This is a genomic window from Bacillus cereus group sp. BfR-BA-01453 (assembly GCF_022662915.1).
GTDB lineage: Bacteria > Bacillota > Bacilli > Bacillales > Bacillaceae_G > Bacillus_A > Bacillus_A paranthracis.
Genome location: NZ_JAKUEN010000006.1, coordinates 72,516 through 97,594, shown reverse-complemented (window position 1 = coordinate 97,594; position 25,079 = coordinate 72,516). Strand labels below are relative to the sequence as shown.

Here is a 25,079-nt window from a genome sequence, read left to right as displayed (position 1 = left end):
AAAAGTCAGCCCTTTTTACTATTAAAAACTCGTCACAAAAAGAAGAATGATAACATTCTCCCTTTTTAACCGTTATCAACAATCGGTTGTTTACCCGTTTGGTCTTGCATTTGCTTCCCTTTATTGCCACCAGCTTTTTTTGATTGTGTTCCAATATGATTCGGTGCAAAGTCTTTTGAATTCTTTTTCGGATTACCCATTACTATCGCCTCCTTAACAGTAGTATCGTACTAGTGTTAAGAATTATTCAGCTTGCTTAAAAAGTTTCATTTCATAACGTTTTTCAATACGCTCTTCAATGCGATCGATTGCATCGCGATCGCTTAATAATTGTTGTTTATTTTCTTTCACAAGCTCGTCAAATGATTTGCGACGACTTCTTCTCATGCTGTTCACCCTCTCTCCTTCGCATTCTTACTATACATAGTATGAGCAAAGGAAAAACTCTTTAATCAGATTTGCAAGAAAATTTTATGTTTTAATACTCCTAAAAAAACTCCGTGTACAATAAAACGTACACGGAGTTTTTCATACCATAATATTTAAATACTCTTTTAACTTTTCATCTGCATTCATTTCACTTTGTTTATAATCATGCAGCGCTTGCAGTACGAAATCATACTGTTCTAAAATATAACTTTCTAATTTCAGGACGTCCTCTAAGCTATTCAGCATAATTCTCGTATTACCAACTTCACTTTTTAACGCCGGTTCACAGGCTAAACTCGTACATATTTCTTTCACATCATCTTCTAATATGTCTGTTAATACGTATTTCTTTCGCCCTTTTACCTTTAATCTCATAACTGGATAAAAAGCTTTTATATCTAAATAGCTTCCTACATTCATGCAACGAATCCATTCAATATCACGTTTATTTCGTACAAGTATCTCTTTTACCGCTTCATATACTGCTGTTTCATCAAGTACTTCTGTATTCGATTTCCTTTTCGCCTCTTCTTCAATAGAGGCACATTTTTGATAAACTGCTGCACAAGTAATACAATCATCAAATGCATTATGAGAACTTAAACGAATTCCAAGCATTCGCTTTAACGTTTCAAGTTTATGATTAGGAGCGTGTTTCATATATTTCTTCGCTAAAAATACAGTATCAATCACTTTATTTTTCGGTTCCGGTAAACCAAGCATATTCACATTACTTTTCAAAAAGCGCATATCAAAAGATGCATTATGAGCGACAATTACATTTGTATGTAAAAATGCTAAAAATAAAGGTAACACTTCTTCAATCGTCGGTGCATCCGAAACACGATAATTTGTAATACCTGTTAAACTCGTTATTCGGTCCGGAATTGAACGCTCTGGATTCACATAGGAAACAAATTGATCTACTAGTTCATGATTACGATATTTCACTGCTGCGACTTGAATAATTTTATCATTATAAGGGTTAAATCCTGTTGTTTCAAAGTCAATTACAACATAATCTAACGGTAAGGATATATTCCCCACTCCAAATACACTCCTTTATCTCTCAACGTTTATATTTCTTTTATCATATCATGAAGCTTTCACTACGTGAAAAAGAAAAGGCAGAAATGATTATATTCCATCTCTACCTTTTCACTGTTATTTTAATTTAGCAATCCGTTTCTCCATTTCTTTTTGTGTCATCGGTCCAATAAACTTATCTTGAATGACACCTTTTGTATCTATAAAATACGAAGTTGGGATCGTAATGACTTTATACGCTGTTGTTACATCAATGTTCTTGTCCAATAAAATAGGAAAAGTAATTCCTTTTTCCTTTGCAAAATTACTTACCTTTTCTATCCCCCCGCCTTTTTCTGAAGGCGTATAATTTATTGCTAAAATTTCTACATTTTCTTTATGCTCTTTATAGAAAGCCTCCATATCTGGCATTTCTTGCTGGCAAGGCCCACACCAAGTTGCCCAAAAGTTTAAAATCACTTTCTTTCCTTTTAAATCTGATAACTTTACATTCGTTCCATCTAACTTCGTTAATTCAATGTCTGGCGCACTCTTCCCTATTTCAATACCATTACTTGCAATCATTTCTTTCATAGCAGCTTCACTTTTTGTGCGCTCCCCTTGGACCACTTGATCGTTTTTACCAAACTGTTCATAAGCTGCATATCCCGCTAAACAAAGTAACACTACAATAATCGTAAGCTTCCGCCACATTTTATATCACCCTAACGTATTTATCTTCTTTTAACATATTTATCAAAATACTATATACCTTATTTTAGCTTATACGGACAAGCTTGGAAATATTCACAGTCGAAATAATTAGAATATTCTTATTTAAAGTGCAATTTTTTCCTTTTTATCATATAATTTGAAAAACAGATGAAGTGTTGCTTATCTTCTTATGGACCCATTCACCTTTTTCCTCTCGTAGTTATAAACCTACAACAAAAAGGGGGATTGTTTATGAATTCATTCGAAAAAACAACATTATATATTCTTAGTTTTCTTTTATACCCAGTCGGTATTATTACATGGATCATTTCACTCTTTAGTAAAGATCTTGAAAAAAAGAAAGTAGGACGCATTTGTCTCTACGTCTCTCTAGTCTCATTCGTCCTTTTCTTAATTCTTGGAATTGCCACTTTCCTTGTGACTGCTACCTTTAACGTTGATCTGAATCATTCAGAATCTATTGAGTATCAAATTAATGATGCTGAATAAGGATAAGAGCAGTGCCCTTATCCTTGTTCACATTTCTTAAAAAATGAATGACTATATATTAATTTTTCAGGACTTCCACATGCAACAATACTACCTTCTTTCATTATGACAACACGATCTGCTAGTATTACTTTCTCTACATCATGTGTCGCCACAATTCTCGTGACCTCACCTCCCAGCCCTTCTATCATATCCCAAACAATTTCTTGATTGCTCGGATCTAATCCAGCAGTCGGTTCATCTAAAATAATAAGATTTGGATTTGAAACAATTGCTCGCAATAATGCAAGACGTTTTCTTTCTCCTCCTGAAAACTCTTCACCACTTTTATGTAGTACAGTTTGAAGACTTTCAGGTAACCCCCTAATAATTGGCGTTACATTTACAAGTCCAGCATTTTTTTCTAACTCGTTTTCTAAGTCCTCTTCCTCAAAATACATATTCTCTTTTATTGTCTTCCGAAAGAAACGAGGTTCTTGCCATACTGTCGTCATACGAGCCTCATTACTATAATAAACAATGCTACCGTTAGATGGTTTATACAAACCTGTCATTAATTTTAAAAGCGTCGTTTTTCCTGCACCACTTTCTCCTAAAATCATAACGAGTTCACCTGGAGTAATTTGCAAATCAATATTATGAATTCTGTATTTCTCTTCATCATTCTCCTGAAATGAAACATTTGTTACCGTTATCCCCATCGCTCTTTCTCGATTATCATTTGTCACTCGTCTATCTAAAAAAGAAAAAATTCTATTTGCCGAAGCGACTGCAACTTGTGTCATCATTAACAAATCGCCCACATAATGGACAGGGAAAAAGAGCATTTCAATTGTCGCTAACACGGCAACAAGTGAACCAACTTCCATTTCCCCTTTCATTATTTTTTGCGCACCTATAATGAGAACAACGATATATGCTCCTGTTTCAATCACTGTTCCAACTACTCCAATGCAATGTTGCATCATCGTCTTCTTTACTTCTGTTTTATAAGATTGTGCTGTTACTCCTTTAAATAAGCGAATGGCCCACTTTTCTTTTTGCAAACTACGTAAATCTTGTGCTCCTTTTACAAACTGTGACACTGCCTCTACGACAGTTGACTGATTGTTTTGAGCAATACTTGCAATATTTCTTACCTTTTTCCCCATCAACACCGGAACCGTTGCACTTAAAAATAAAAACGGAGTTACCCACAATATAAACTGTATATCTATATGTTGTAGTGCTATGAACGCACCTATAAATTGTGCAATGGCATGTATATATTCTATTAATATAGAACCATATAATCTGACCCAGTTTGGGATATCAGACACAACTAACGTTTCTAACTCTCCTTGTTTGATTTTCTCACTCTCTTCAAATGGTAATAAGAAAAAATGGCGCAATACATCTATACGCTTCTTTTGCAATATTCGTTGACTTGCTTTTGAGCTTACATAATCAAATGAAAGATTGTTCACCCACATCAACAAGCGGCTAACTGTAAACAAAGTAATGTAAAAATACGCTCCCTTCAGCTCTCGTTGAATCAGATTATCTACAATTAGTCCCATGAATAGCGGACGGGATAGATTTAAAATAGCTGCAAAAATTCCACTGCATACAGCTGCTATTACTAATATTTTTTCTTTCTGTAACGGTAACAAAATTCTTTTAAATTCTTTCATGACATTCCCTCCATTTTTTATAGCAAAAAGAAAGGGATGAAACCATTTGGTTTCATCCCTTTCCATAAAGTGAAACTTTAATCAGTGGGGGTTTTCTTCATCCCCACTGATTATTAGTTGAACCAATCGGACTTTTATGGACAGTTGATCCCCCACCTAACTCCTTTGCTTTCGCTGCATTTTGAGGTGGGGGTCTTACTGCCCATTAAAGTCGGATAAAATAAGGAAGCTAACAGTTGTTAGCTTCCTTATCATTCATTTCAATTGTTTAGTTCGACACTTTAGACTCTTCAATTTTCTCACGAAGAACCATTTGTAAGATACCACCGTGACGGTAGTAGTCAATTTCCACTTCACTATCGAAACGAGCTACTACTTCAAATTGTTTTTCGTTGCCATCTGCATCAGTTGCAACTACTTTTACAAGATCGCGTGGTCTAACTGTTTTGTCGATTTGAATTTCATACGACTCGTTACCAACAAGACCTAACGTTTCAGCGCTTTCGCCATCTTTAAATTGAAGTGGTAATACACCCATTAATACTAAGTTACTGCGGTGGATACGTTCGAAGCTTTCTGCAATTACTGCTTTAATACCTAATAAGTTTGTACCTTTCGCAGCCCAGTCACGAGAACTTCCCATACCGTAATCTTTACCAGCAACAACTAAAAGGCCTGTGCCATCTTCTTTATATTTCATAGCAGCATCATAGATAGATGTTACTTCACCAGTTGGCCAGTATGTTGTATATCCGCCTTCTGTTCCTGGTGCGATTTGGTTTTTAATACGGATGTTCGCGAATGTACCACGCATCATAACTTCATGGTTACCACGACGAGAACCGTAAGAGTTGAAGTCAACTGGTTGTACGCCGTTTTCTAATAAGTAGCGTCCAGCTGGTGTGTGCTTACCGATTGAACCCGCTGGTGAAATGTGGTCTGTCGTTACAGAGTCACCAAATTTACCAACTACGCGTAAGCCTGATAACGTTTCAACTTCACCTGGCTCTTTAGATAAACCTTCAAAGAATGGTGGGTTTTGAATGTATGTTGAATCATTATCCCAAGTATATAAAGCTTCGTTTGAAGTTTGGATTTCATTCCAACGCTCATTGCTGTTAAATACTTGTGCATATTCTTTCTTGAACAGTTCAGATGTAACAACACTTTGGACTACATCTTCAATTTCTTTAGCTGATGGCCAAATGTCATTGAAGTAAACAGCATTGCCATTTGCATCTTTACCGATTTCATCATTTTTCAGGTCAATATCAACAGTACCTGCAAGTGCATAAGCCACAACAAGTGGTGGTGATGCTAAGTAGTTCGCTTTTACAAGCGGGTGAATACGACCTTCAAAGTTACGGTTACCAGATAAAACAGATGTTACTAATAAATCGTTTGCTGCGATTGCTTCTTCTAATTCTGGCGCTAATGGACCAGAGTTACCGATACAAGTCGTACAGCCGTAACCAACTGTTTGGAAACCTAATTGGTCTAAATACGTTGTTAAACCTGATTTATCTAAGTATTCAGTAACAACTTTAGATCCTGGTGCTAATGATGTTTTTACGTACTCAGGTACTTTAAGTCCTTTTTCAATTGCTTTCTTCGCAACTAAACCTGCCCCAATTAATACGTATGGGTTTGATGTATTTGTACAGCTTGTAATTGCAGCGATTGCGATTGCACCTGTTTTCATCGTTACTTCTTTATCTTCTAATGTAACCTTCACTTCTTTATCGAACTCTTGCTCATTAAATCCAAGTCCTTGTGTTCCAACTGGTGCTACAACAGCTTTGTGGAACGCATCTTTCATATCTGAAAGTGGAATTAAATCTTGTGGGCGTTTCGGTCCAGAAAGGTTAGATTCAATTGTATTTAAATCAATTTCAACAAGATCAGTGTAAATCGGATCTTTGCTGTCTGCTGTATAGAATAAGCCGTTTGCTTTACAGTATTCTTCAACAACGCGAATTTGCTCTTCATCTCTACCTGTTAAACGTAAGTATTCTAATGAAATTTCGTCGATTGGGAAGAATCCACAAGTTGCGCCGTATTCTGGTGCCATATTTGAAATTGTTGCACGGTCAGCTAAAGGCATGCTCTTTAGTCCATTACCGAAGAACTCAACGAATTTACCAACTACACCTTTTTGACGTAATACTTGTGTTACTTTTAATGCAACGTCTGTTGCTGTAGTACCACTTGGAAGTGTACCAGTTAATTTCACACCGATTACTTCAGGTACTGGGAAGTATGAAGGCTGTCCAAGCATTCCTGCTTCTGCTTCAATACCACCAACGCCCCATCCAAGAACGCCGATACCGTTAATCATTGTTGTATGTGAGTCTGTTCCAACTAATGAATCTGGGTATGCAACTAAGTCACCTTCAGCATTTTTTACCGCGTGAACGACTGGTGCTAAATATTCAAGGTTTACTTGGTGTACAATACCTGTAGCTGGCGGAACTGCACGGTAGTTATCAAATGATTTTTGTGCCCAGCTTAAAAATTTATAACGTTCTTCATTACGTTTAAACTCTAAGTCCATGTTGAATGCAAGCGCGTCTGCCGTACCCGCTCTATCAACCTGTACAGAGTGGTCAATTACAAGGTCTACAGTAATTTCTGGATTGATTTTATCAGGATCCCCACCCATGTCTGCCATTGCTTTACGAAGCGAAGCCAAATCTACAACAGCTGGAACACCAGTGAAATCTTGTAAAATTACACGAGATGGTTTAAATGGAACATCGATATCTTGCACATCTTTCGTTCCCCATTTCGCTAAATTTGTAACATGCTCTTCTGTAATTACACGTCCGTCTACTTGACGAAGTACTGATTCAAGTAAAACTTTCACGGAATATGGTAATTGAGATACGTTGCCAACCCCTGCATTTTCAAGCGCTTTCAAATCATAATAATGATACGTTTTTCCATCTACTTCAAAAGTTGCACGTGATTGAAATGGATTATGTTTGACCATTATGTTTCCCCCCTGTTAAACGTGACTAAGTTGTCTGAATATAAAATGTAGACAAACTTTTCAATACCTTACGATAATATCTTATTACAACTTTCTAAATAAGTAAATAATAAGAAACTTATAGATTATCATAAGTTTTCTTTATGTTTCTAAATTTGAATAGTGTTCATGTTCCTTATGAATACTATTACCATAAAGTAAAGTGCTCTATTAGCGCTTTCTTTACAGTTCATACATACTATGAACTGCTCATCATGCAACTTACAAAAAAGTTATAGAGGTGAAATAAAATGGGTAAAAGAAAAGCAAATCATACTATTTCAGGAATGAATGCAGCATCTGCACAAGGACAAGGTGCTGGTTATAACGAAGAGTTTGCAAATGAAAACTTAACTGCTGCAGAACGACAAAATAATAAGAAACGCAAAAAGAACCAGTAACGAAAAATCCCAAAAGGAGCATTCACCTTTTGGGATTTTTTCTAATGTTTATAACGTAACAATTCCGAAACCGTTACAAATCGATAGCCCTGCTTTTTCAGTTCAGGTAATATTTTTGCTAGCGCCGCTACTGTTTGACTACGATTATTTCCCCCATCATGTAACAATACAATATCGCCACTTTTAGCATGTTTCACTACATGATTTACAATGGATTCAACCCCTGGATTTGCCCAATCACGTGGATCTTGATGCCACGACCATAGAACAGTTTGATAACCAGCTTCTTTCGCTGTTTTAAATACAGCATCGTTAATATATCCACCAGGTGGACGGAAGAGTAAAGGTTCTTTCACCCATTTTTCTAAAAATTTCTTTCCATCTAAAATATCATTTTCTAATTTTTCATCTGATGAATTACTCGCATACAAATGGTTCATCGTATGATTTCCAATTTCATGTCCCTCTTTTAACACTTGTTTCACTAAATATGGATTACGCTGCACTCGAAATCCAATCATAAAAAATGTCGCTTCTGCTTTATATTGGCGCAATAAATGTAAAATTTGTGGTGTATAAGTTGGATCCGGTCCATCATCAAATGTAATAGCAATAATCTTTTCATTATTAGGTACTTCCCATGTTACATAGCCAGTTGGTTCTAGCTCTTTTCTGAGCAACATTTTCGCTTCCACTTTTTCAACTTGAAATATATGTACTGCGCATAATAAAGAAAAAATGAGTAGAAAAATTTTCTGTTTTCGCATAATATTCGTTAAAGTAAGAGGTTGTCGAACACACAACAACCTCATTTACTTTTCTAATTGATCTACATGCTGCATAATATTTTGAAGATTATTTTCGTATTGCTCAAGTTGTGGGCGTTGTGTTTCCGAAGCTACTTCTAGTGCATTTTGAATCTGTTCATAGGCTTCCTGAACCTCTTGGCGTAATTCTTTTAAATCATGACCGTAGTTTGGATCATTTTTTACAATGTTGTTAAATGCATGTTCTGCTTGTGTAACACCTTGCTGCGCTGCTTGAAAAGCTTGTTGCTTATCTTTATGATATGGCATTATACAATCCCCTTTCCATAATAGTTAGTCCCACTTATCTTTACCTTTTTTTCTAAAAACATTCTCGTATAAATTTGCAAACTTCTCTCATTCTAAAAAGAAAGAGGAGGTGTCACAGACAATGAGCAAAAACAATCGTGAAGTGAAAGAAAAAAAAGGACAACCCGAACCATTAAGCGGATCTCATAAAGTAAAAAACCGTAACCATTCACGCCAAAAACATCATGCGCATCATGATATGTAACACAAAAAGTGCACACTAGCTACCTTTTCCACATACAATATTTATATTTTTCCATTTATTCTTCACCCCTACTTCATTCATGCATAACATAGTATGAATTGAGATTTTACGGAGGGTGTCTTACATGGGCAAGAAAAAGAAGGATTGTCTTTTTCATGTTGATGGTTTCGAAGAATGGATGGATCAGTTTTGTTCTGATTCTTGTAGCAACTTTAGTTTCCCAAATCAAATTCATATTGACCTTTGTGAAACGGAACAAGAATACATTTTGGAAACAGATGTACCAAATGTGACAGAACAAAATGTAGTCATTAAAAAGATGAAGACAGGCCTAAACATTTGCATACTTCATAAAAATATTTCTTTGCAGAGGATCATTCCTTTACCCGATAATATTATTTATAAAAAGATGCTAGCCTGCTTAGAGAATGGATATTTAGCCATTCATATTTCCAAAAATGAAGTAGCTGATAAACATGAAAAGCAAGTTCTTTTTTCAAATTAGGAGTTAATATAATACAAACATAAGCCCCAGTTGGTAACTGGGGCTTATGTTATTTCGCATGTACTTTCATATTAGAATTTCCATCATATCTTTTTTTCAATAAACCTTTCGTAACTAACAGTACTGGAAACGCTACAGTTGAAAATATAGCTAGCGCTGAAAATACTACAAATCCATTTTGGTACCCGTAATAATCGAGAAGTACGCCCCCAAACCATGGACCAATTACTGCTCCAATTCCTGAAAAGCCCATTGCTCCAAAGTACGTTCCTTTTAGATGCGCAACAGCTATATCATCAATAAATACATCCGTCATCGAAAACATTAAGACTTCTCCAATTGTAAAAATAATTGTGCAAATAGCAGCACCTAGCATAGATTCTACTATTCCAAATCCAAATAATCCCCCGCTCACAAATAAAGTTCCAACCATAATGGATGCTAATGGTGTATACTTTTTACACATTTGAATAACAGGATATTGAATTACGACTACAACAATCGCATTTAATGCTAACATATATGAAAATAATTTCACTCCATCCTGGAATATATGTGCATTTGCAAAATATTGTGATACTGTCGTCGTTAAGTGAGAAAAACCACAATTACTCAAAATAATACCAACTAACGCAACTAAAAATACAACATCCTTTCGCAAAATGCGAATTGCATTTAACATTGTTACAGGCTTTTCTATATTTACTTTCTTTTTTTCAATTGGATAATTCTTAAATTGGAATGCTAATATAGCTGTATATAGAATATATACTCCCGCTGCTACTAAAAAAGGAATTGTAGATTTTGCGCTTCCGATTTGTAATCCGACAAGTGGCCCAATCGCTACTCCAACATTGATTGCACCGTAACGCAAATTATATACGAGTAAACGATACTCTGGTTTCGTTAAATCTGATAATAATGCTCTTGACGTCGGTTCAAAAAAGGACCTACATAATCCATTCAAAGCATTTAATAAAAAGAAACTTAAAACATGATCTGCAAGTGAAAATCCTATGAATACAAACACCCAAACAATCATGGACCATATTAGAATCATATTTCGACCAAATCGATCAGATAAATTCCCTCCGATAAAACTAGCAAACACTCCAACAAGTGCACTCGTTCCAATAATAGCACCCGTCATTCCAGCTGATACACCTTTAACAGTCGTTAAATAAATTGCTAAAAAAGGAATACTCATTGACGTGGCAAACCTCGCAAATAAAGTCCCTATTATAATTGTCATTCCTAACGGATGAATATTTTGTAACTTCCCCTTCATCTTAAAAACCTACTCTCCCTGTTATCACATAAAAAAAGAAAGCAAAGGATTTGCTTTCTTTTCCCTTTTTATACTTGAGCTGTTGATACTCGAGCTGTTCTCGTTATATCCATATCTATGCCATATGTAAACTGTAATTCTTTACAAACATCTTTAATTAAAATTGCGACATTATACTTTTCATTAAATTGTAAAACGATGTTTTCTACTTCTTCATATGTATACTTATATTCCCCTGTAATGACACTTTTTAGATCAAAGCATTCATTTATACAAAGTTGTACAAGCAGCTCGTCATATTTCTCTATTACATCTTCTTTCTTCCACAGTACCTCTTTTACATATAACCGATCAAACTTCACACTTTCACGGTTACAATCCGTTAAAATCCGGGTCATTTCGTTTAATTCTCGATACAATTCAGAAATATTTTTGCTTAAACTAAGCAGTTTATCTACGCCGTTTTCATATAACATATTCATTCCACCCCCGCATTTTCTTTTTCTTATTATAGCAAGAAAATTCCAAAAAAAGTTTCTTTCTTCTGAAATATTAGGAAACTAATTTCAATTGTTTTACAATGAAACTAGTGAACATGAAAGGGGAAAGAAAATTGGTACAAAAATTATATTACACTGACGCTTATAAAAAGGACTTTACTACTAAAATTATAAAGCAAGATTATGATAAAGACGGGCACTTATACGTTGTTTTAAACGAAACGGCATTTTATCCGACAGGTGGCGGACAACCGTATGATACTGGCACATTAAATGACATCGATGTAATCAATGTAGAAGAGATAGATGGAGAAATTCGCCACTTCATTGTAGAACAATTACATACAGAAGAAGTAGAAGGTAAAATCAATTGGGAGCGCCGTTTTGATCATATGCAACAACATGCGGCTCAGCATATTTTATCTGCTTCTTTTTGGGATTATTTTAACATACCTACGATTGGATTCCATCTTGGTAGAGAAACGGTAACAATCGATTTAGAAACAGAAAATCTGCATACAGAAACAGTTGAAAAAGCAGTACAAATTGCAAACAATATAGTTTTTGAAAACCATCCAATCCGTATAGAGTGGATGGACTTAGAAGAAGCGAAAACATTACCTCTTCGTAAAGAACCGAATATGACAGAAAATATACGCATTGTTATGATCGAAAACTTTGATTATAACGGCTGTGGCGGAACACACCCGAAACGTACTGGTGAAGTAGGTCCTATTCAAGTTCTTAGCTGGGAACGCAATAAAGGTGGCATACGACTAACGTTTATCGCTGGCTGGCGCACACTTAAATTAATAGGGCAACAACAACAAATTATGAAGGATGTTTCCAAACAATTAAACAGTAGCGAGAGTGATATTCCAGCAAAAGTAGCACAACTGCTTACTTCTCAAAAAGAAAATGAAAAAGCAATGCAAACAATGACTGAAAAATTATTATATACAGAGGCAAATGAACTACTTCAACAGCCTGTCAAAATACATGCTAGCATACTTATTTCTAAAGTGTTTACAAATCGTTCTATGCAAGAAATCGCAAAACTATCCGCTATTATTACAGAACAACAAGAACATGCCATTACATATTTTGTTATTGAAAACGAGGACAAATTACAATGTATTCTTGCTTGCGGAAAAACAGTCACGTTTGATATGAATGCTCTTTTAAAAGATGCACTTCCTGCAATTGAAGGAAAAGGTGGCGGAAATAAAAAAAGTGCTCGTGGCGGTGGAAAAGCGTTTATGACTGGGGATGAGTTTTTAAATCAACTTATTTCTTCTTTACAGTCAGCAGTGTAAAACATGTTATGAAGGATAGCAAACGGCTATCCTTCCCCTATATTTACAGACCTATATTTTGTTTCAAACCTTGATAACTCCCTGCATTTGCAAACCCTTCATTTACCAGTTTTATAAAAGTTTCCGAAAAATCATACTGACTTAAATCTTTAAACGGTATCATTTGCACATCATGAATTGGATTATGATCAAACTCGTTAGAAGGTAGCGTAATTTCACCTTCAATCCTTTCAAGCAAAAACGTTATATGTAATAAAGACGGGCGTGCATCTGGTTTATCACAAACATAGAGTAGCTTCTGAATGTTAACTTCTAACCCTGTCTCTTCTCTCATTTCTCGAATCATTGCTTCCTCTAACGTTTCGCCATTCTCTGCTCTTCCTCCAGGTAAAGACCAATTCCGATTAGCAACTTTTTGCTTTACTAGCAATACCTTTTCATCTTCAATTAAAATTCCGGTAACACGAACTTGCATTACATTTTCCATATGTAATCTCCTCTTCCTATTATATTTACAAATTAATCCTTCCATAAAAAGAACGTACGTTTTATAATTAAAGAAAATTATGGAAGAAAGAAGTTGTTACATTCATGCGTCCATCTTTAACAAAGTCTATATCACTTGAAGATTTCCAAAACTATTATTGGTTAAAAGCAGAACTTCAAACATTTTGTCGTGAGAATGGTTTACCAGCTAGTGGCTCTAAGATTGAAATAATCGAGCGTATCTCCCATTATTTACATACTGGTAAAATATTAAAAAACAGCTCTGGTCCAAAAGCGAGTAAAACTTCTCTCTCTTATAAAGACCTTTCTCTTCAAACTGTTATTACTGAAAATCACCGCTGTAGCGAAAAGGTTCGGGCTTTTTTCAAAGAAAAAATTGGAGCAAACTTCCGCTTTACAGTAGCTCTTCAAAAGTTTTTTAAAGAGAATGTTGGAAAAACATATGAAGACGCGATAACATTTTGGTATGAAGAAAACGAACGTAAAAAAGACCCTACATATAAAACAACGATCAGTGCGCAGTTTGAATACAATCGTTTTACTCGTGACTTTTTCGAAGATCCAAATAATAAAGGAAAATCAAAAGCTGATGCTATCGCTGCTTGGAATGAAATAAAAGCAAAACGTGGTAGCAATGCTTATGTTCCTCAAAAAGTAGAAAACTAGTTCCTTTCTAGTCTTCTACTTTCTCAAATAATAATGCAAGACCTATCCCGCCCCCTATTCCTAACGTCGCGATTCCGTATTTCATACGCTCTCGTTTCGCCTGATAAAACAAGCGCGTTACAAGCATAGCCCCAGATGCACCGTACGGATGACCGAGCGCAATTGCACCACCATTTACATTTAATTTTTCATACGGAATTTGTAACTCCTTTGCACAAGCTACAACTTTTGAGGCGAATGCTTCATTTATTTCAAAATAATCGATGTCCTCTACTTTCATATTCCTTTCGTTTAATAATTTGTTCACCGCAAATATCGGACCAGTCCCCGGAAGATTTGGGTCTACTCCAACTACAGCACTACGAACGAAACGAAGGACAGGCTTATATCCTAATTTTCGAGCTTGCCCCTCTTCCATTACAAGAACAGCACATGCCCCATCATTGACACCACACGAATTACCTGCCGTTACTGTACCATTTTGTAAAAATGCAGGTTTTGTTCTTTTAATAATTCGTTCATAATTCATTTCTGGCTTTATAGATTCATCTAATAATCCATGAAAAGACAATATTTCATCATATATATATCCTTTTTCTAATGCTTGCAGTGTTCGTTTATAACTGAGGCAAGCATACTCATCTTGCATTTCTCTCGTGATGTTATAACGTTCTGCAACATATTCAGCCGCTACTCCCATATTAGGATCGCCAATTGTTTCTGGTGAAAATCGCGCCCTATTTTGAAAAGGTGACACACTTGTACTCTCTACTCCTCCGGCGATATAGCACTTACCGGCCCCCCCTTGAATGAAATGACATGCGGTGCGAATCGCTTCCAATCCGGCACCACATTGCCGGTCAATCGTTACACCCGGAATATGATGACTAAGCCCTGCTTCTAAAGCAGATAATCTCGCAACATTCCCTCCTGGCCCAACAACATTCCCTAATATGACATCGTCTATTGCTCTCTCCATTCCTTTACTTAAAAATGTAAGAAGCGGCGCTGCTAATTGCTGAACTTCATAGTCTTTTAACATCCCATTCTTCTTACCAATAGGTGTCCTTTTCGCTTCTACAACAACTGCTCTATTCATATATTTTCTCCTGATTTTCAATGATACTTTTTGCTTCCATACGAGCGATTTTCCCGCTATTTGTATAAGGTATTTCATCTACAAAATACCATTCTTTCGGTATTTTAAAAGAGGATAATCGTTGTAAGCAAAAACTCTTTAATTGTTGCCTCGTAGCACTTCCTTTTACAATCGCGACAGGTTTTTCACCCCAGTAACTATCTTCCACACCAATTACAACTATTTCATCAACAGCTGGATGTTCATGTAATACGCTTTCTATTTCTTCTGGGAAAATATTAATTCCTCCAAATAAAATCATATTCTTCTCTCTACCGACAATATAAATAAATCCTTCTTCATCTTCATAACCTACATCTCGCACTGTCATCCAGCCATCTGCAGTCAACTCTGGAATTAAAATCCCATCTAATATGTATCCCATAAAAAACTGATCACTTTTCACATAAACAGTTCCTATCTCACCTTTCTGTACTTCTTCTCCTGCTTCATTACATATTCGCACTTGCACATTGTGGCAAGATTTCCCTACTGAATTTGGCCTTCTTTCGCTCTCTTCATCAACTAATGCTGTTACAAAACTCAGTTCCGATGCACCATAAAATTCATATCTTTTCGCATAAGGAAATATACTCTTTATTTTTTCTTTCGCTCCAGCTTCCCATTTCGCCCCTGACGAAATAATTTTCATTTCATTTTCTATTACTCTGTTTTCTTTATATAAAGATTCAAGCATTGTAGGAACTGTATACATGACCGAAATACGTTCCGTTTCTAACTTATCCAGTACTTGATCTGGAATAAACTTTCTCATAATGTGTACCGTTTCTCCTACATATAATGCACTTATTGCCCCGTATAAAAAAAGAGAATGAACGAGCGTCCCAGCTATTAAAATCGAATCCTCTCTTTTCATATGAAAGTCATGTACATTACAATCAAAACTATGAAGCCACGATTGTTGCGCACGTAAAAACGCTTTTGCTTTCCCAGTCGATCCTGATGTGAATCCCATATAAAAAGGAGCATTTTGTACATTCTCTATAGGGAAATATGTAGGAAGATATTTCTCAATCATCCTTTTCCACTCATCAATTTCAATTACTCTTCCTTCTCCATCCGGTAAATCATTTAACTTATATCTCTCTGTCACAATCATATCCGGATTACTAATTGCAATCCTTTCTTTAAGCTCATCCTGTTTCCACCTTATATCTAATGGTACACAAATCCATCCGGCCATAGCAGCACCTGCAAATAGTTGTAAAAACTCGATACGATTTTCTAATACAATTGCTATCGTTTTATTCTTTGACTTTTTTTCATCCAACCAGTTTACTACTTTACACACTGACTCAAACCACTCTTTATATGTTAAAACTCGATCATTTTCCTTTATTGCTATTTTATTCGGTTGTAAAGAGGCATGTTTTTTATATTCTTTTGTTATTCCCATATGAGATGTCCTTTCTTTACAAAATACTAAAAAGAAACACGCAATAAACGTGTTTCTTCTCTTTCTTATCCCGCTTTTGTATATTTCCCACTCTTTAAAGCAGGCGTAATAATATGTTTCAATGAACGATGTAATTTCGTTACAAGAATTGCTGCTATAATTGCTTTTATGCAATCCCCTGGTAAAAATGCGACACTTACTTTCATCGTCTGCCATATAGAAATATCCATTACGAAAGCTTGTACAATAATACCAAATACATAAACTACGAAAATACCACCAATTATATTAATGCATAATACTTTTATAATAGAAACTTCACGTAAACGCTCAATTAAGTAACCAATGACAAATGCTCCAACGATATAACCAAGTAAATATCCTGCACTTGGCCCAACAAATACGCCAAAGCCACCACGTCCACCAGCAAGTAATGGCGCTCCAACTCCTACAATAAGTAAGAAAATAAGCTGGCTTAATGCACCAAGACGTGATCCTAACAATCCACCAGCAAGCATAACACCGAGTGATTGTAATGTAATTGGAACTGGTGTAATAGAAAGAGCAATTGGAGGTATTAACCCTAACACTCCCATAATAGAACTAAATAAAGCGACGAAAACTAAGTTTTTTGTATTCATATTTGCTTCTCCTATTTGTAAACTCGAAATGATTTTTAGATAACATATTATAGGAGTTATATTATCTTTCTATCTAGCGTTTGTCAACTTATTTTTAATTTAGGTTTACAAATATAAATTCCATTATTTCTCTTTATGCAAATGCTCAAGTTCTTTCCGAAGCGCCTGTTTTAAAAACTTCCCAACAGATGTTTTCGGTATTTCTTCCATAAATACAATATCGTCTGGTAACCACCACTTTGCAAACTGTGGTTTTAAAAACTCATATATTTCTTCTTTTGTTACTGTACTATTTTTCTTTTGAACGACACAGGCAACTGGTCGCTCTTGCCACTGCGGATGAGGAACGGCAACGACAGCCGCTTCAAATATAGCATCATGTGCCATTAAAGCATTTTCAAGGTCTACTGAAGAAATCCACTCGCCTCCGCTTTTAATCACATCTTTCGTGCGGTCGACAATTTTTACGCAACCTTCCTCATCGACTGTGACAACATCTCCTGTATATAACCAACCATCACGAAAACCTTCGACCGTACGCTCATCGTTATAATAGCTTGCAGCGATCCATGGTGCTCGTAAACATAGCTCTCCCATCTCCGTACTATCCCACTTCACTTCACCATTTGTACCGACTACTTTCATTTCTACACCAGGGACAAGATACCCTTGCTTTGATCTAATTTCTAATTGCTCTTCATACGATAATTCTGTTTCATAACTTTTTAAACGTGCAAGTGTTACGAGTGGGCTTGTTTCGGTCATACCATATGCATGGATGAACGGAACATTATGTTTCTGTTCAAATGCTTTAATAACACTTTTCGGTGCAGCTGCACCACCGCATAATATTCTCGTCATACTAGATAAATCGTAACTATTATTTTCTAATTCTTGTAATACACCAAGCCAAATTGTCGGCACACCAGCAGCTAACGTCACTTTTTCAGCTTGAATCATTTCTAATAAAATTTTCGGCGTAAACATCGGTCCTGGAAGCACTTGTTTTGATCCAAACCAAGTAGCTGCGAAAGGTAGTCCCCAAGCATTCACATGGAACATCGGTACAATAGCCATTGCCGCATCACTTTCCGATAAAGCAGCTGTATCTGCTAAACCGAGTGCCATACAATGCAGTACAGTACTACGATGCGTATATACAACACCTTTTGGATTTCCTGTAGTCGCTGACGTATAACACATACCAGCAGGTGTATTTTCATCAATATCTTTTACAAATTGGAAATTTGGATCGCCTTCTTCTAATAGTTTTTCATAATGATATACAGGTTCTAGCGTAGTATTTGGAATTTCATCTTTATCAGTCATAATAATGTAGGCTTGTACAGTTGCTAATTGTGATTGAATATTTTCAATGAGTGGTACAAGATCTTCATCAATAAGTAGAATTCGATCTTCTGCATGCTGAATAATGTATGAAATATGTTGAGGAGATAAACGAATATTAATTGTGTGCAAAACGGAAGCAATACCAGGAATAGCAAAATACGCTTCCACATGTCGATGATGATTCCACGCTAACGTTCCTATACGCTCGCCTTCTTTAATTCCTAATTTTTTTAACGCACTGGAAAGCCTTCTCGTTCTTTCACCTAACTGCTTATACGTTAATGTCGTAACCGTGTCATGTGTCCGTGAAACAATTTCTTTTTTCGAAAACAGTTTTTCTGCTCTTTCCATCATAGAACTAATTGTTAGCGGTACATTCATCATCATATTGATTATATCCCCCTTTAAAACGCTTTCATTTTTCGTTTATTATAACAGACTTCTACAAATAATCACGACATTTTTCTGTATTTTCTGAATTATTTCTTTGGAAATAATTCAGAAAATACTAAGAGAAGATATACTAAAATTCCTTCTTACGATATATAAATACCGAAATAACAAAAGAAAAGATATATATGATAACGCCAAATATCGTATATAAAATGGAAACGTATAAAGATGAATTTAAATTTAATATTGGAAATTGTTCTATTAGATAGCCAATTACACTTTGTAATCCAAAATAAGTAACAAGTCCCCCGCATGCGCCTCCAATTGTAATAGCATCAGATTTTTCTGCTCCAAAAACATAGAGAAGTGGGTAGGCTATTGCTCCGGCATTAAGGATGATGAACGTCCCTAAAGAAACACTCTTACATATCCCATCATCAATTGGTGTATCTGAAACGAAACTATATATATAAAATATGCCATACGACAATAAAGTACCAATAATTACAACTAAAAAATAGAAAAGGTAATGACTTTGCACAATGTTATTTCTAGTAACCGGTAAAGTAAGTACATATTTTTCATACCCCGACTTACTCTCATATTTAATAATTTCAAGTGCAGGAATTGCAGCAAATAATATAATGAATGTAGCAATTAAACGGTACATTGAAGCATTACCAAAATAAAAAACAAATCCCGACCCTAATATCGCTATTCCCATGAACGTAAAGAAAGTTCGATACACTAGATAATAGTTTGTCAATAATAAACCTCTCATTTATTTTTCACTCCTCGTTAATAAGACACTCATTTCTTCTATCGAAATGGTTCTATGTGCAATCCCATTTGGTAGTTTATGCACATCTGATACAAGTACATTGAAATAAGAGCCATTATTCTTTTCCACCACAACTATATCTTTGTTAATTAAAGTTAGTTGTTCCTCATCAACATCTACAATGGCATAATTGTTCAAAACCTTATTCTTTTCTTCATTCAATAAAATTTCTCCATCTTTTATCACAATAAGATGACTAGCTATTTTTTCTACATCACTCATAATATGTGAAGAGAGTAATATACCACCATTACTTTTATTCACAAAACCTTTTAATTCCTCTAATACCTGCTCCCTAGATGAAGGATCAAGACCTCCCGTCGCTTCATCTAGAATTAATAATTTAGCATTATGTGACAATGCAACAGCTATAGATAGTTTCATTGACATTCCACGCGAGAATTTACCTACTTTCTCATTAGTAGGTACAGAGAAAGAATGAACTAATCGGTAAAAATTTTCTCTATCCCAAGATTCAAACATCTTTTCAAAAACTTTATTTAGTTGTTTTATTGTAAGATGAGCCGGGAGATTCATAGCATCAAATACGACTCCTATCTTTTCCTTAATCTTGGCATCTTTATTTATATTTTCTTTACCAAATATTTTTACTGTACCATTATCTTTAGAAATTAATTGTAATACTGTTTTAAAGGTTGTTGATTTCCCAGCTCCATTGTTACCAATGAATCCAACAATTGATCCAGACGGCACATTGAAAGAAACATCTCTTAAAACAACTTTGTTTCCAAATGATTTACTTAAATTTTCAATTTCTAGAAGATTTGACATCATTACACTCCTATCTTAACTTTTCATAAAAATATGTTTTCTCCTATTAAAAATTATCCACTTTTTCTCTCACTTTCTTTTTCAGTTTAAAAATAAGACGATTACTATATTCTTTATTTTCTACTAAAATTCGATACGCCTCTAATACTCCTAACACACGAACAAAAAGATAAACTCCAATAGCAATAAGTACAACACAATAAGGGTGATACTGGACTAATTCTCCTGAAGTGATATGCTTTTTCTCAAATAAAAAAGGTAGCGCTCCTGCTGCTATAAAACAAAATCCAACGATTATTACTACAGCATACTTTTTCTTAATAATTGCATATCTTTTTGTCAATTCTTTTAGAAAGTTTTGATCAAATAATAATTCTTCCTTTTTTAATACATTGTATCGACTCTCTTCTATCATTACAGGTACCATCATTGCTCCAATACCAAGGACAGCAATAATGATGACAAGGAACATAGACATTGTTACATTTTCTTTAAATAATAAATACGGTATTGTAGATAAAATGAGCAAACTAAACCCTAGCGCTATATATTTAGAAATTTTTTGTCCGTACACTATATACCCTTCTGCCATTTCCTGACTTACGTAATAGCCATCCATATTTTCATTACTTTTCTCTGCAGTTTCTTTTAATAAATAGTCGAGTGATACTTCAAAAACATTTCCAATCATTATTAACTTTTCAGTTTCAGGAAAACCTTGACCGTTTTCCCATTTACTAACCGCTTGCCTTGTCGTGTTTAATTTTTCAGCTAATGCTTCTTGAGAAAGGCCCTTTCCCTTTCTTAATTTAAAAAGCTTTTCACCAAATCCCATATGTGTGTGTCCCCCTTTGTTTTCTTACCTAAATTGTATGTAAACATTGCCCTTGTCTCTATCTTCCTGCGGTTGCACTTTGTCAACTTACGGTTGCGAATGTGTTATATAGCGGTTTTCTATATAATTTAGCTAGTTTTCTTTTATGATTATGGTGTGAATAAAAACCTCCCATCTCAATAACCAATTATAACAATTAAAGGTAATTATTGTTACCCAAAAATAAAAACTCCTTTATTTATTTAAAGGAGTTTTCGATATGAAATATTTCCAGAATGGCTAATTTTCTATCTCAATTAATTCACAATTTCTTCTATACATTTTTGTACGTTGTGCAACGATTAATAAGCATCCCACACAGTATATGTTGTTATCTCTTTATATAAGGCATATTCATATATATGTAAAATATTTCTCCTATTAACTTCCCTAATAAAAACACTTTTTAATAATCATAACGGCTTCTGCTTAAACTTTTCATAATGTCGTACTTTTAATAAAAGGACATTCCCGCAATCTGTACAAATATAAGCATCTACTGGTGAAGATGTGAACATCGTCTCCTTTTTCCGTATTTGTGCATAACCGACAAACTCACCTTCTCCTATATTTTGAGAACCACAATTAGAGCATGTCTGCACGTCTTTCTGTTTCATGAGAGCACCACCTTTAATCTGTTTCTACTCCCTTCGACAGTTCACTTCCATTTCCCTTCCAAAAAACCCCTTATTCTCTTACATTTCAACAGGAATCTCAGAACAAACATCGTATATGTACTATGAAATATATTTATTGACGGGGGAATCTCATGAGTACAATTATGACAATCAATACCGCACAAGAAATTGAAAACGCAGAAATACATATGCTTTCTTCTAGATTAGCACTACTACAAGCAATGGACGGAAATCCAATGCAGGTACAAGTGAAAAAGTTCAGTAGTGCCACTGCCTTTTCATCAAAAGTAATTGCTGGTCCTGCTTTTAACACAGTAAAAGGCGTTACATTTATAAATACAGATGAGATAGATGCGATTATCTCTTATTATCACTCACTACAAATTCCTTGCCGTTTTGAAATTACGCCAGCGCAAGGTACAGCTGAACTATTTCAATACTTATCTGAAAAAGGTTTTTATCAATCTAGCTTCCATACCGCTTTATATAGTACACCGCGAGAAGATCCGTCCCTTGTTCCTTCTAACATTTCAGTACGCAAATTAAAAGAAAATGAGTTTGATGTTTTTGCAGACATATATGTACGTGGATTTAACATGCCATCCTTTACAAAAGATGGTGTGCGCCAAAATAACGAAATTCTCTACGATAAACCAGGATGGCATTTTTTCATAGCTGAAGTTCAAAACATTCCTGCGGGCATTGGTGTCCTGTATATAAATAAGGGTGTCGCATCATTAGCTGCTTCTGCTACTTTGCCAGAATTTCAGCGTAAAGGCTGTCATACTGCCTTAATTCAAAAGCGAATTGAGACAGCTATTGAATCCAATTGTCATTTAATAGTCGGACAAGCAAGATTCGGTAGCAGCAGTCAAAATAATATGGAACGTGCCCATATGAAGATCGCTTATACAAAATCAATCTGGACCGCCAAAAACATATAATTAACATTCTTTCTCTTCTCATTACAACTTTATACACTTTATGACAATTCCTTTTCAACTCTATTAATCATTTGAATATTCAAACTAAATCTGTTACGCTATTGCTAGATACATCATTCAACTTGCAATATGAAAAGAGAATTCTAATCAAACTACAAGGAGGAGAAATGTATGACTAAACATGATCATGGTTTAAAAGAAAAAGTAGAAGGTGCTATTGATAAAGTAAAAGGTGAAGTAAAAGAAGTTGTCGGGAAAGTAACTGACAATAAGAAATTACAAGCTGAAGGAAAATGGGATAAGGTAAAAGGAACTGCTAAAGATACGGTTGGTAATGTAAAAAAGAAAGTTAATGAATATAAAGAAAATAAATGAAAAAACGACAATGTATGGTTGTGCAAGTAGTAAGTTACTAGATTTGAGAAAAGAGAAATTGCACCCATAAAAAATCATTTTAAAACGACAAATAGATGCCTCAAGGCATCTATTTGTCTATAAACAACTATTTTAATTATATAATCACTCTGATCTTTCCTTACTAACCTTTTCTAACATAATGCCTTTGCTACATACAGTAAAGGCTTACTTTGTGAAATTTGGTTTTAGGTCACCTGTATACGGTTCATGCTCAACAAAGATTTTTATATCTTTTCCATTCGCATCTTTCCCCATTCTTGTATACGTAAATTTCTCTTTATTTAATTCTGTAAGTTCAAGAACTGCACCGTATTTATTATTTCCTAACGAAACGTGGGCTCTTATTTTATTATCATGTACAACATCAAAGAAACCATAGTCTCCACGACTTTCTCCTGTATTCACATTAAAAAACTCATATTTATTTGTATTTTTATCATATTTTGCTAGACTGATTAAGTTTGAATTGTATTTTGTTACATTATTACCTTGTTCATCTAATACCACCGTTCCATTCCATAGTGTACTAGATAATATTTTATCTCCATCAACATCTGTAACTATTTTACCCGTCGAGCTCTCTAAATTTTTATCAGGTCGCGTGAAAGATAGCTCTTTTTCTTGATAAGGAATATGTTCAACAAATACTTCTACATCGTTCCCTTTTGCATCTTTCCCCATTCTTTTATATGTAAATTTCTCTTTATCTAATTGCGTTAATTCAACAACTGCTTGGTAATTTTGCGTCTCAGAAATTAGTACTCTTTTCTTTCCATCATTCGTTATAAAAAAGGTACCGCTATCATTACGACTCTCTCCTGTACTTGCATTAAAAAATTCATACCTTGCCGTTTTAGCATCATACTTTGCAAGCCCGATGAAATTCTGATTTTCTTTCGTTACATCATTATGATCTTTGTCATAGACTTTTGTCCCTTGCCAATTTGTTTCACCAAGTATGCTAGCTAATAGTTGCCCTTTCGTTTCTTGAGTTTTCTCAGTTTCTTGTATTGCATTGTATAAAAATTGTGCATACTGTTCACGCGTCACATCCATATTTGGAGCAAAATTCCCTCCGCCTACTCCTTTTGCAATATTATTTGTTTGAACAGCACTAATGGCATTGCTTGCCCATGAGTTCGTTGAAACGTCATTAAAAGTATGATTACTCTTTGCCTTTAAATGAAAAGCATTTGTAAGAACTTGTGCCATTTCTGCACGTGTTAAGGATGCCTTCGGTCTAAAGTTCCCGTGCTCGTCACCCTTAAAAACGCCCATTTCTGTTAAAGACAAGATTTCCTTTATATAGCTTGTCGACTCTTCACTTACGTCCCCATATGGATTCTCATAATTTTTCTCTTCTGCCAAATTAAAATAACGATACAGTAAAGCTGCAACTTGTTCGCGTGTCACATTATCTCCAAAACCAAATCTCCCATCATCATATCCGAAAACGATTTTCTCATCTGTTAATTGCTGAATCGCCTCATATGCCCAGTGCCCCTTTGGAACATCTTTAAATACACCAGTATGATTCGTTTGTGGTGTAATCTCTTCTGCTTTTACTTTTCCATTTTTTTCAGTTAATAGAACTCCACCTAGAACTGCTGATATGATACATGTTTTTAAAATTGTTTTATTCATAGCTTTCCAATCCCTTCCTTAATTTAACAAATAATTACACCACTTTTCTTCCAAAAGAAGACTCTATGTGAGCAATTCATGTTTTAAATTTTCATTACAGCTAA

At 35.0% G+C, this 25,079-nt stretch carries 28 protein-coding genes; 8 read left to right on the top strand and 20 right to left on the bottom strand.

Translation table 11 applies throughout. From position 1 onward, the window contains the following. Positions 1-65: 65 nt before the first annotated feature. The 4 genes from sspN to MR070_RS14405 form a co-directional block, all read right to left on the bottom strand. Positions 66-200, bottom strand: coding sequence for an acid-soluble spore protein SspN (gene sspN, locus MR070_RS14420; RefSeq protein ID WP_000527987.1), 135 nt, complete (start codon positions 198-200; stop codon positions 66-68). Positions 201-243: 43 nt separating this feature from the next. Next, positions 244-387 carry an FbpB family small basic protein gene (locus MR070_RS14415; protein ID WP_001254697.1) on the bottom strand — a complete coding sequence of 48 codons (144 nt, stop codon included), beginning with the start codon at positions 385-387 and terminating at the stop codon, positions 244-246. 141 nt (positions 388-528) lie between these two features. Next, entirely contained in the window at positions 529-1,476 is a 948-nt protein-coding gene (locus tag MR070_RS14410) for a 3'-5' exonuclease (protein ID WP_000526916.1), read from the bottom strand. 117 nt (positions 1,477-1,593) lie between these two features. Further along, positions 1,594-2,169: a TlpA family protein disulfide reductase gene (locus MR070_RS14405; RefSeq protein ID WP_242261511.1), complete on the bottom strand. Its 576-nt coding sequence runs from the start codon at positions 2,167-2,169 to the stop codon at positions 1,594-1,596. A 252-nt stretch (positions 2,170-2,421) separates the two neighbouring features. On the opposite strand from MR070_RS14405, the gene MR070_RS14400 reads away from it, so the two are divergent. Then, entirely contained in the window at positions 2,422-2,679 is a 258-nt protein-coding gene (locus tag MR070_RS14400) for a hypothetical protein (RefSeq protein ID WP_044793406.1), read from the top strand. A 17-nt stretch (positions 2,680-2,696) separates the two neighbouring features. Here the strand turns inward: MR070_RS14400 and MR070_RS14395 are convergent, their stop codons facing one another. Further along, the gene (locus MR070_RS14395; protein ID WP_242261510.1) at positions 2,697-4,418 is read right to left on the bottom strand and encodes an ABC transporter ATP-binding protein; all 1,722 of its coding nucleotides are present in this window, start codon (positions 4,416-4,418) and stop codon (positions 2,697-2,699) included. 202 nt (positions 4,419-4,620) lie between these two features. After that, positions 4,621-7,344 (bottom strand): aconitate hydratase AcnA, encoded by a 2,724-nt coding sequence (gene acnA / locus MR070_RS14390; RefSeq protein ID WP_044793409.1) that lies wholly within the window; start codon positions 7,342-7,344, stop codon positions 4,621-4,623. 290 nt (positions 7,345-7,634) lie between these two features. Here acnA and sspO point away from each other — a divergent pair, with 290 nt between their 5' ends. Then, positions 7,635-7,784 (top strand): acid-soluble spore protein SspO, encoded by a 150-nt coding sequence (sspO, locus tag MR070_RS14385; RefSeq protein ID WP_000518051.1) that lies wholly within the window; start codon positions 7,635-7,637, stop codon positions 7,782-7,784. A gap of 41 nt (positions 7,785-7,825) precedes the next feature. Here sspO and pdaB read toward each other — a convergent pair whose 3' ends face one another. Further along, on the bottom strand, positions 7,826-8,551 hold the full coding sequence (gene pdaB, locus MR070_RS14380; RefSeq protein ID WP_014481734.1) for a polysaccharide deacetylase family sporulation protein PdaB: 726 nt from the start codon (positions 8,549-8,551) through the stop codon (positions 7,826-7,828). A 45-nt stretch (positions 8,552-8,596) separates the two neighbouring features. After that, positions 8,597-8,860, bottom strand: a complete 264-nt coding sequence (locus tag MR070_RS14375; protein ID WP_001146291.1) for a hypothetical protein — start codon at positions 8,858-8,860, stop codon at positions 8,597-8,599. A gap of 121 nt (positions 8,861-8,981) precedes the next feature. On the opposite strand from MR070_RS14375, the gene MR070_RS14370 reads away from it, so the two are divergent. Next, positions 8,982-9,104, top strand: coding sequence for a small acid-soluble spore protein P (locus tag MR070_RS14370; protein WP_000042143.1), 123 nt, complete (start codon positions 8,982-8,984; stop codon positions 9,102-9,104). A 124-nt stretch (positions 9,105-9,228) separates the two neighbouring features. Further along, the gene (locus MR070_RS14365) at positions 9,229-9,609 is read left to right on the top strand and encodes an Hsp20/alpha crystallin family protein (RefSeq protein ID WP_000516744.1); all 381 of its coding nucleotides are present in this window, start codon (positions 9,229-9,231) and stop codon (positions 9,607-9,609) included. A gap of 49 nt (positions 9,610-9,658) precedes the next feature. On the opposite strand, the gene MR070_RS14360 is transcribed toward MR070_RS14365, so the two are convergent. Both MR070_RS14360 and MR070_RS14355 read right to left on the bottom strand, forming a co-directional pair. After that, positions 9,659-10,897 (bottom strand): MDR family MFS transporter, encoded by a 1,239-nt coding sequence (locus tag MR070_RS14360; protein ID WP_242261509.1) that lies wholly within the window; start codon positions 10,895-10,897, stop codon positions 9,659-9,661. Positions 10,898-10,965: 68 nt separating this feature from the next. Continuing rightward, a complete protein-coding gene (locus MR070_RS14355; RefSeq protein WP_000965137.1) occupies positions 10,966-11,373 on the bottom strand; it encodes a hypothetical protein in 408 nt (135 codons plus the stop codon). Positions 11,374-11,510: 137 nt separating this feature from the next. Between MR070_RS14355 and MR070_RS14350 the strand changes: the two genes are divergently transcribed. Further along, entirely contained in the window at positions 11,511-12,713 is a 1,203-nt protein-coding gene (locus MR070_RS14350) for an alanyl-tRNA editing protein (protein ID WP_242261508.1), read from the top strand. Positions 12,714-12,756: 43 nt separating this feature from the next. On the opposite strand, the gene MR070_RS14345 is transcribed toward MR070_RS14350, so the two are convergent. After that, on the bottom strand, positions 12,757-13,200 hold the full coding sequence (locus MR070_RS14345; protein ID WP_242261507.1) for an NUDIX hydrolase: 444 nt from the start codon (positions 13,198-13,200) through the stop codon (positions 12,757-12,759). Positions 13,201-13,304: 104 nt separating this feature from the next. Here MR070_RS14345 and MR070_RS14340 point away from each other — a divergent pair, with 104 nt between their 5' ends. Next, entirely contained in the window at positions 13,305-13,886 is a 582-nt protein-coding gene (locus MR070_RS14340; RefSeq protein ID WP_242261506.1) for a DUF6434 domain-containing protein, read from the top strand. 7 nt (positions 13,887-13,893) lie between these two features. Here the strand turns inward: MR070_RS14340 and MR070_RS14335 are convergent, their stop codons facing one another. The 8 genes from MR070_RS14335 to MR070_RS14300 all read right to left on the bottom strand — a co-directional run bounded on the left by MR070_RS14335 (position 13,894) and on the right by MR070_RS14300 (position 21,949). Continuing rightward, a complete protein-coding gene (locus tag MR070_RS14335; RefSeq protein ID WP_242261505.1) occupies positions 13,894-14,985 on the bottom strand; it encodes an acetyl-CoA C-acyltransferase in 1,092 nt (363 codons plus the stop codon). Then, positions 14,978-16,441 (bottom strand): acyl-CoA synthetase, encoded by a 1,464-nt coding sequence (locus MR070_RS14330; protein ID WP_242261504.1) that lies wholly within the window; start codon positions 16,439-16,441, stop codon positions 14,978-14,980. Before MR070_RS14330 ends, MR070_RS14335 begins: the two co-directional genes overlap by 8 nt. A gap of 65 nt (positions 16,442-16,506) precedes the next feature. Then, positions 16,507-17,082, bottom strand: coding sequence for a biotin transporter BioY (locus tag MR070_RS14325; protein WP_001093328.1), 576 nt, complete (start codon positions 17,080-17,082; stop codon positions 16,507-16,509). Positions 17,083-17,205: 123 nt separating this feature from the next. Then, positions 17,206-18,819, bottom strand: coding sequence for a long-chain fatty acid--CoA ligase (locus MR070_RS14320; protein ID WP_242261503.1), 1,614 nt, complete (start codon positions 18,817-18,819; stop codon positions 17,206-17,208). 136 nt (positions 18,820-18,955) lie between these two features. Further along, the gene (locus tag MR070_RS14315) at positions 18,956-19,606 is read right to left on the bottom strand and encodes an ABC-2 transporter permease (RefSeq protein ID WP_242261502.1); all 651 of its coding nucleotides are present in this window, start codon (positions 19,604-19,606) and stop codon (positions 18,956-18,958) included. Continuing rightward, complete coding sequence (locus MR070_RS14310) at positions 19,607-20,458, bottom strand: ABC transporter ATP-binding protein (RefSeq protein ID WP_000067340.1); 852 nt, start codon at positions 20,456-20,458, stop codon at positions 19,607-19,609. Between the two features lie 46 nt (positions 20,459-20,504). Beyond that, the gene (locus tag MR070_RS14305) at positions 20,505-21,293 is read right to left on the bottom strand and encodes a helix-turn-helix domain-containing protein (RefSeq protein ID WP_000505633.1); all 789 of its coding nucleotides are present in this window, start codon (positions 21,291-21,293) and stop codon (positions 20,505-20,507) included. Positions 21,294-21,745: 452 nt separating this feature from the next. Then, positions 21,746-21,949, bottom strand: a complete 204-nt coding sequence (locus MR070_RS14300) for a hypothetical protein (RefSeq protein ID WP_000810212.1) — start codon at positions 21,947-21,949, stop codon at positions 21,746-21,748. Between the two features lie 152 nt (positions 21,950-22,101). On the opposite strand from MR070_RS14300, the gene MR070_RS14295 reads away from it, so the two are divergent. Together MR070_RS14295 and MR070_RS14290 are read left to right on the top strand one after the other, a co-directional pair. Next, on the top strand, positions 22,102-22,914 hold the full coding sequence (locus MR070_RS14295; protein WP_139896247.1) for a GNAT family N-acetyltransferase: 813 nt from the start codon (positions 22,102-22,104) through the stop codon (positions 22,912-22,914). A gap of 171 nt (positions 22,915-23,085) precedes the next feature. Further along, positions 23,086-23,289: a CsbD family protein gene (locus MR070_RS14290; protein ID WP_000160412.1), complete on the top strand. Its 204-nt coding sequence runs from the start codon at positions 23,086-23,088 to the stop codon at positions 23,287-23,289. 207 nt (positions 23,290-23,496) lie between these two features. On the opposite strand, the gene MR070_RS14285 is transcribed toward MR070_RS14290, so the two are convergent. After that, complete coding sequence (locus MR070_RS14285) at positions 23,497-24,975, bottom strand: DUF4822 domain-containing protein (protein ID WP_041184245.1); 1,479 nt, start codon at positions 24,973-24,975, stop codon at positions 23,497-23,499. Between the last annotated feature and the right edge of the window lie 104 nt (positions 24,976-25,079).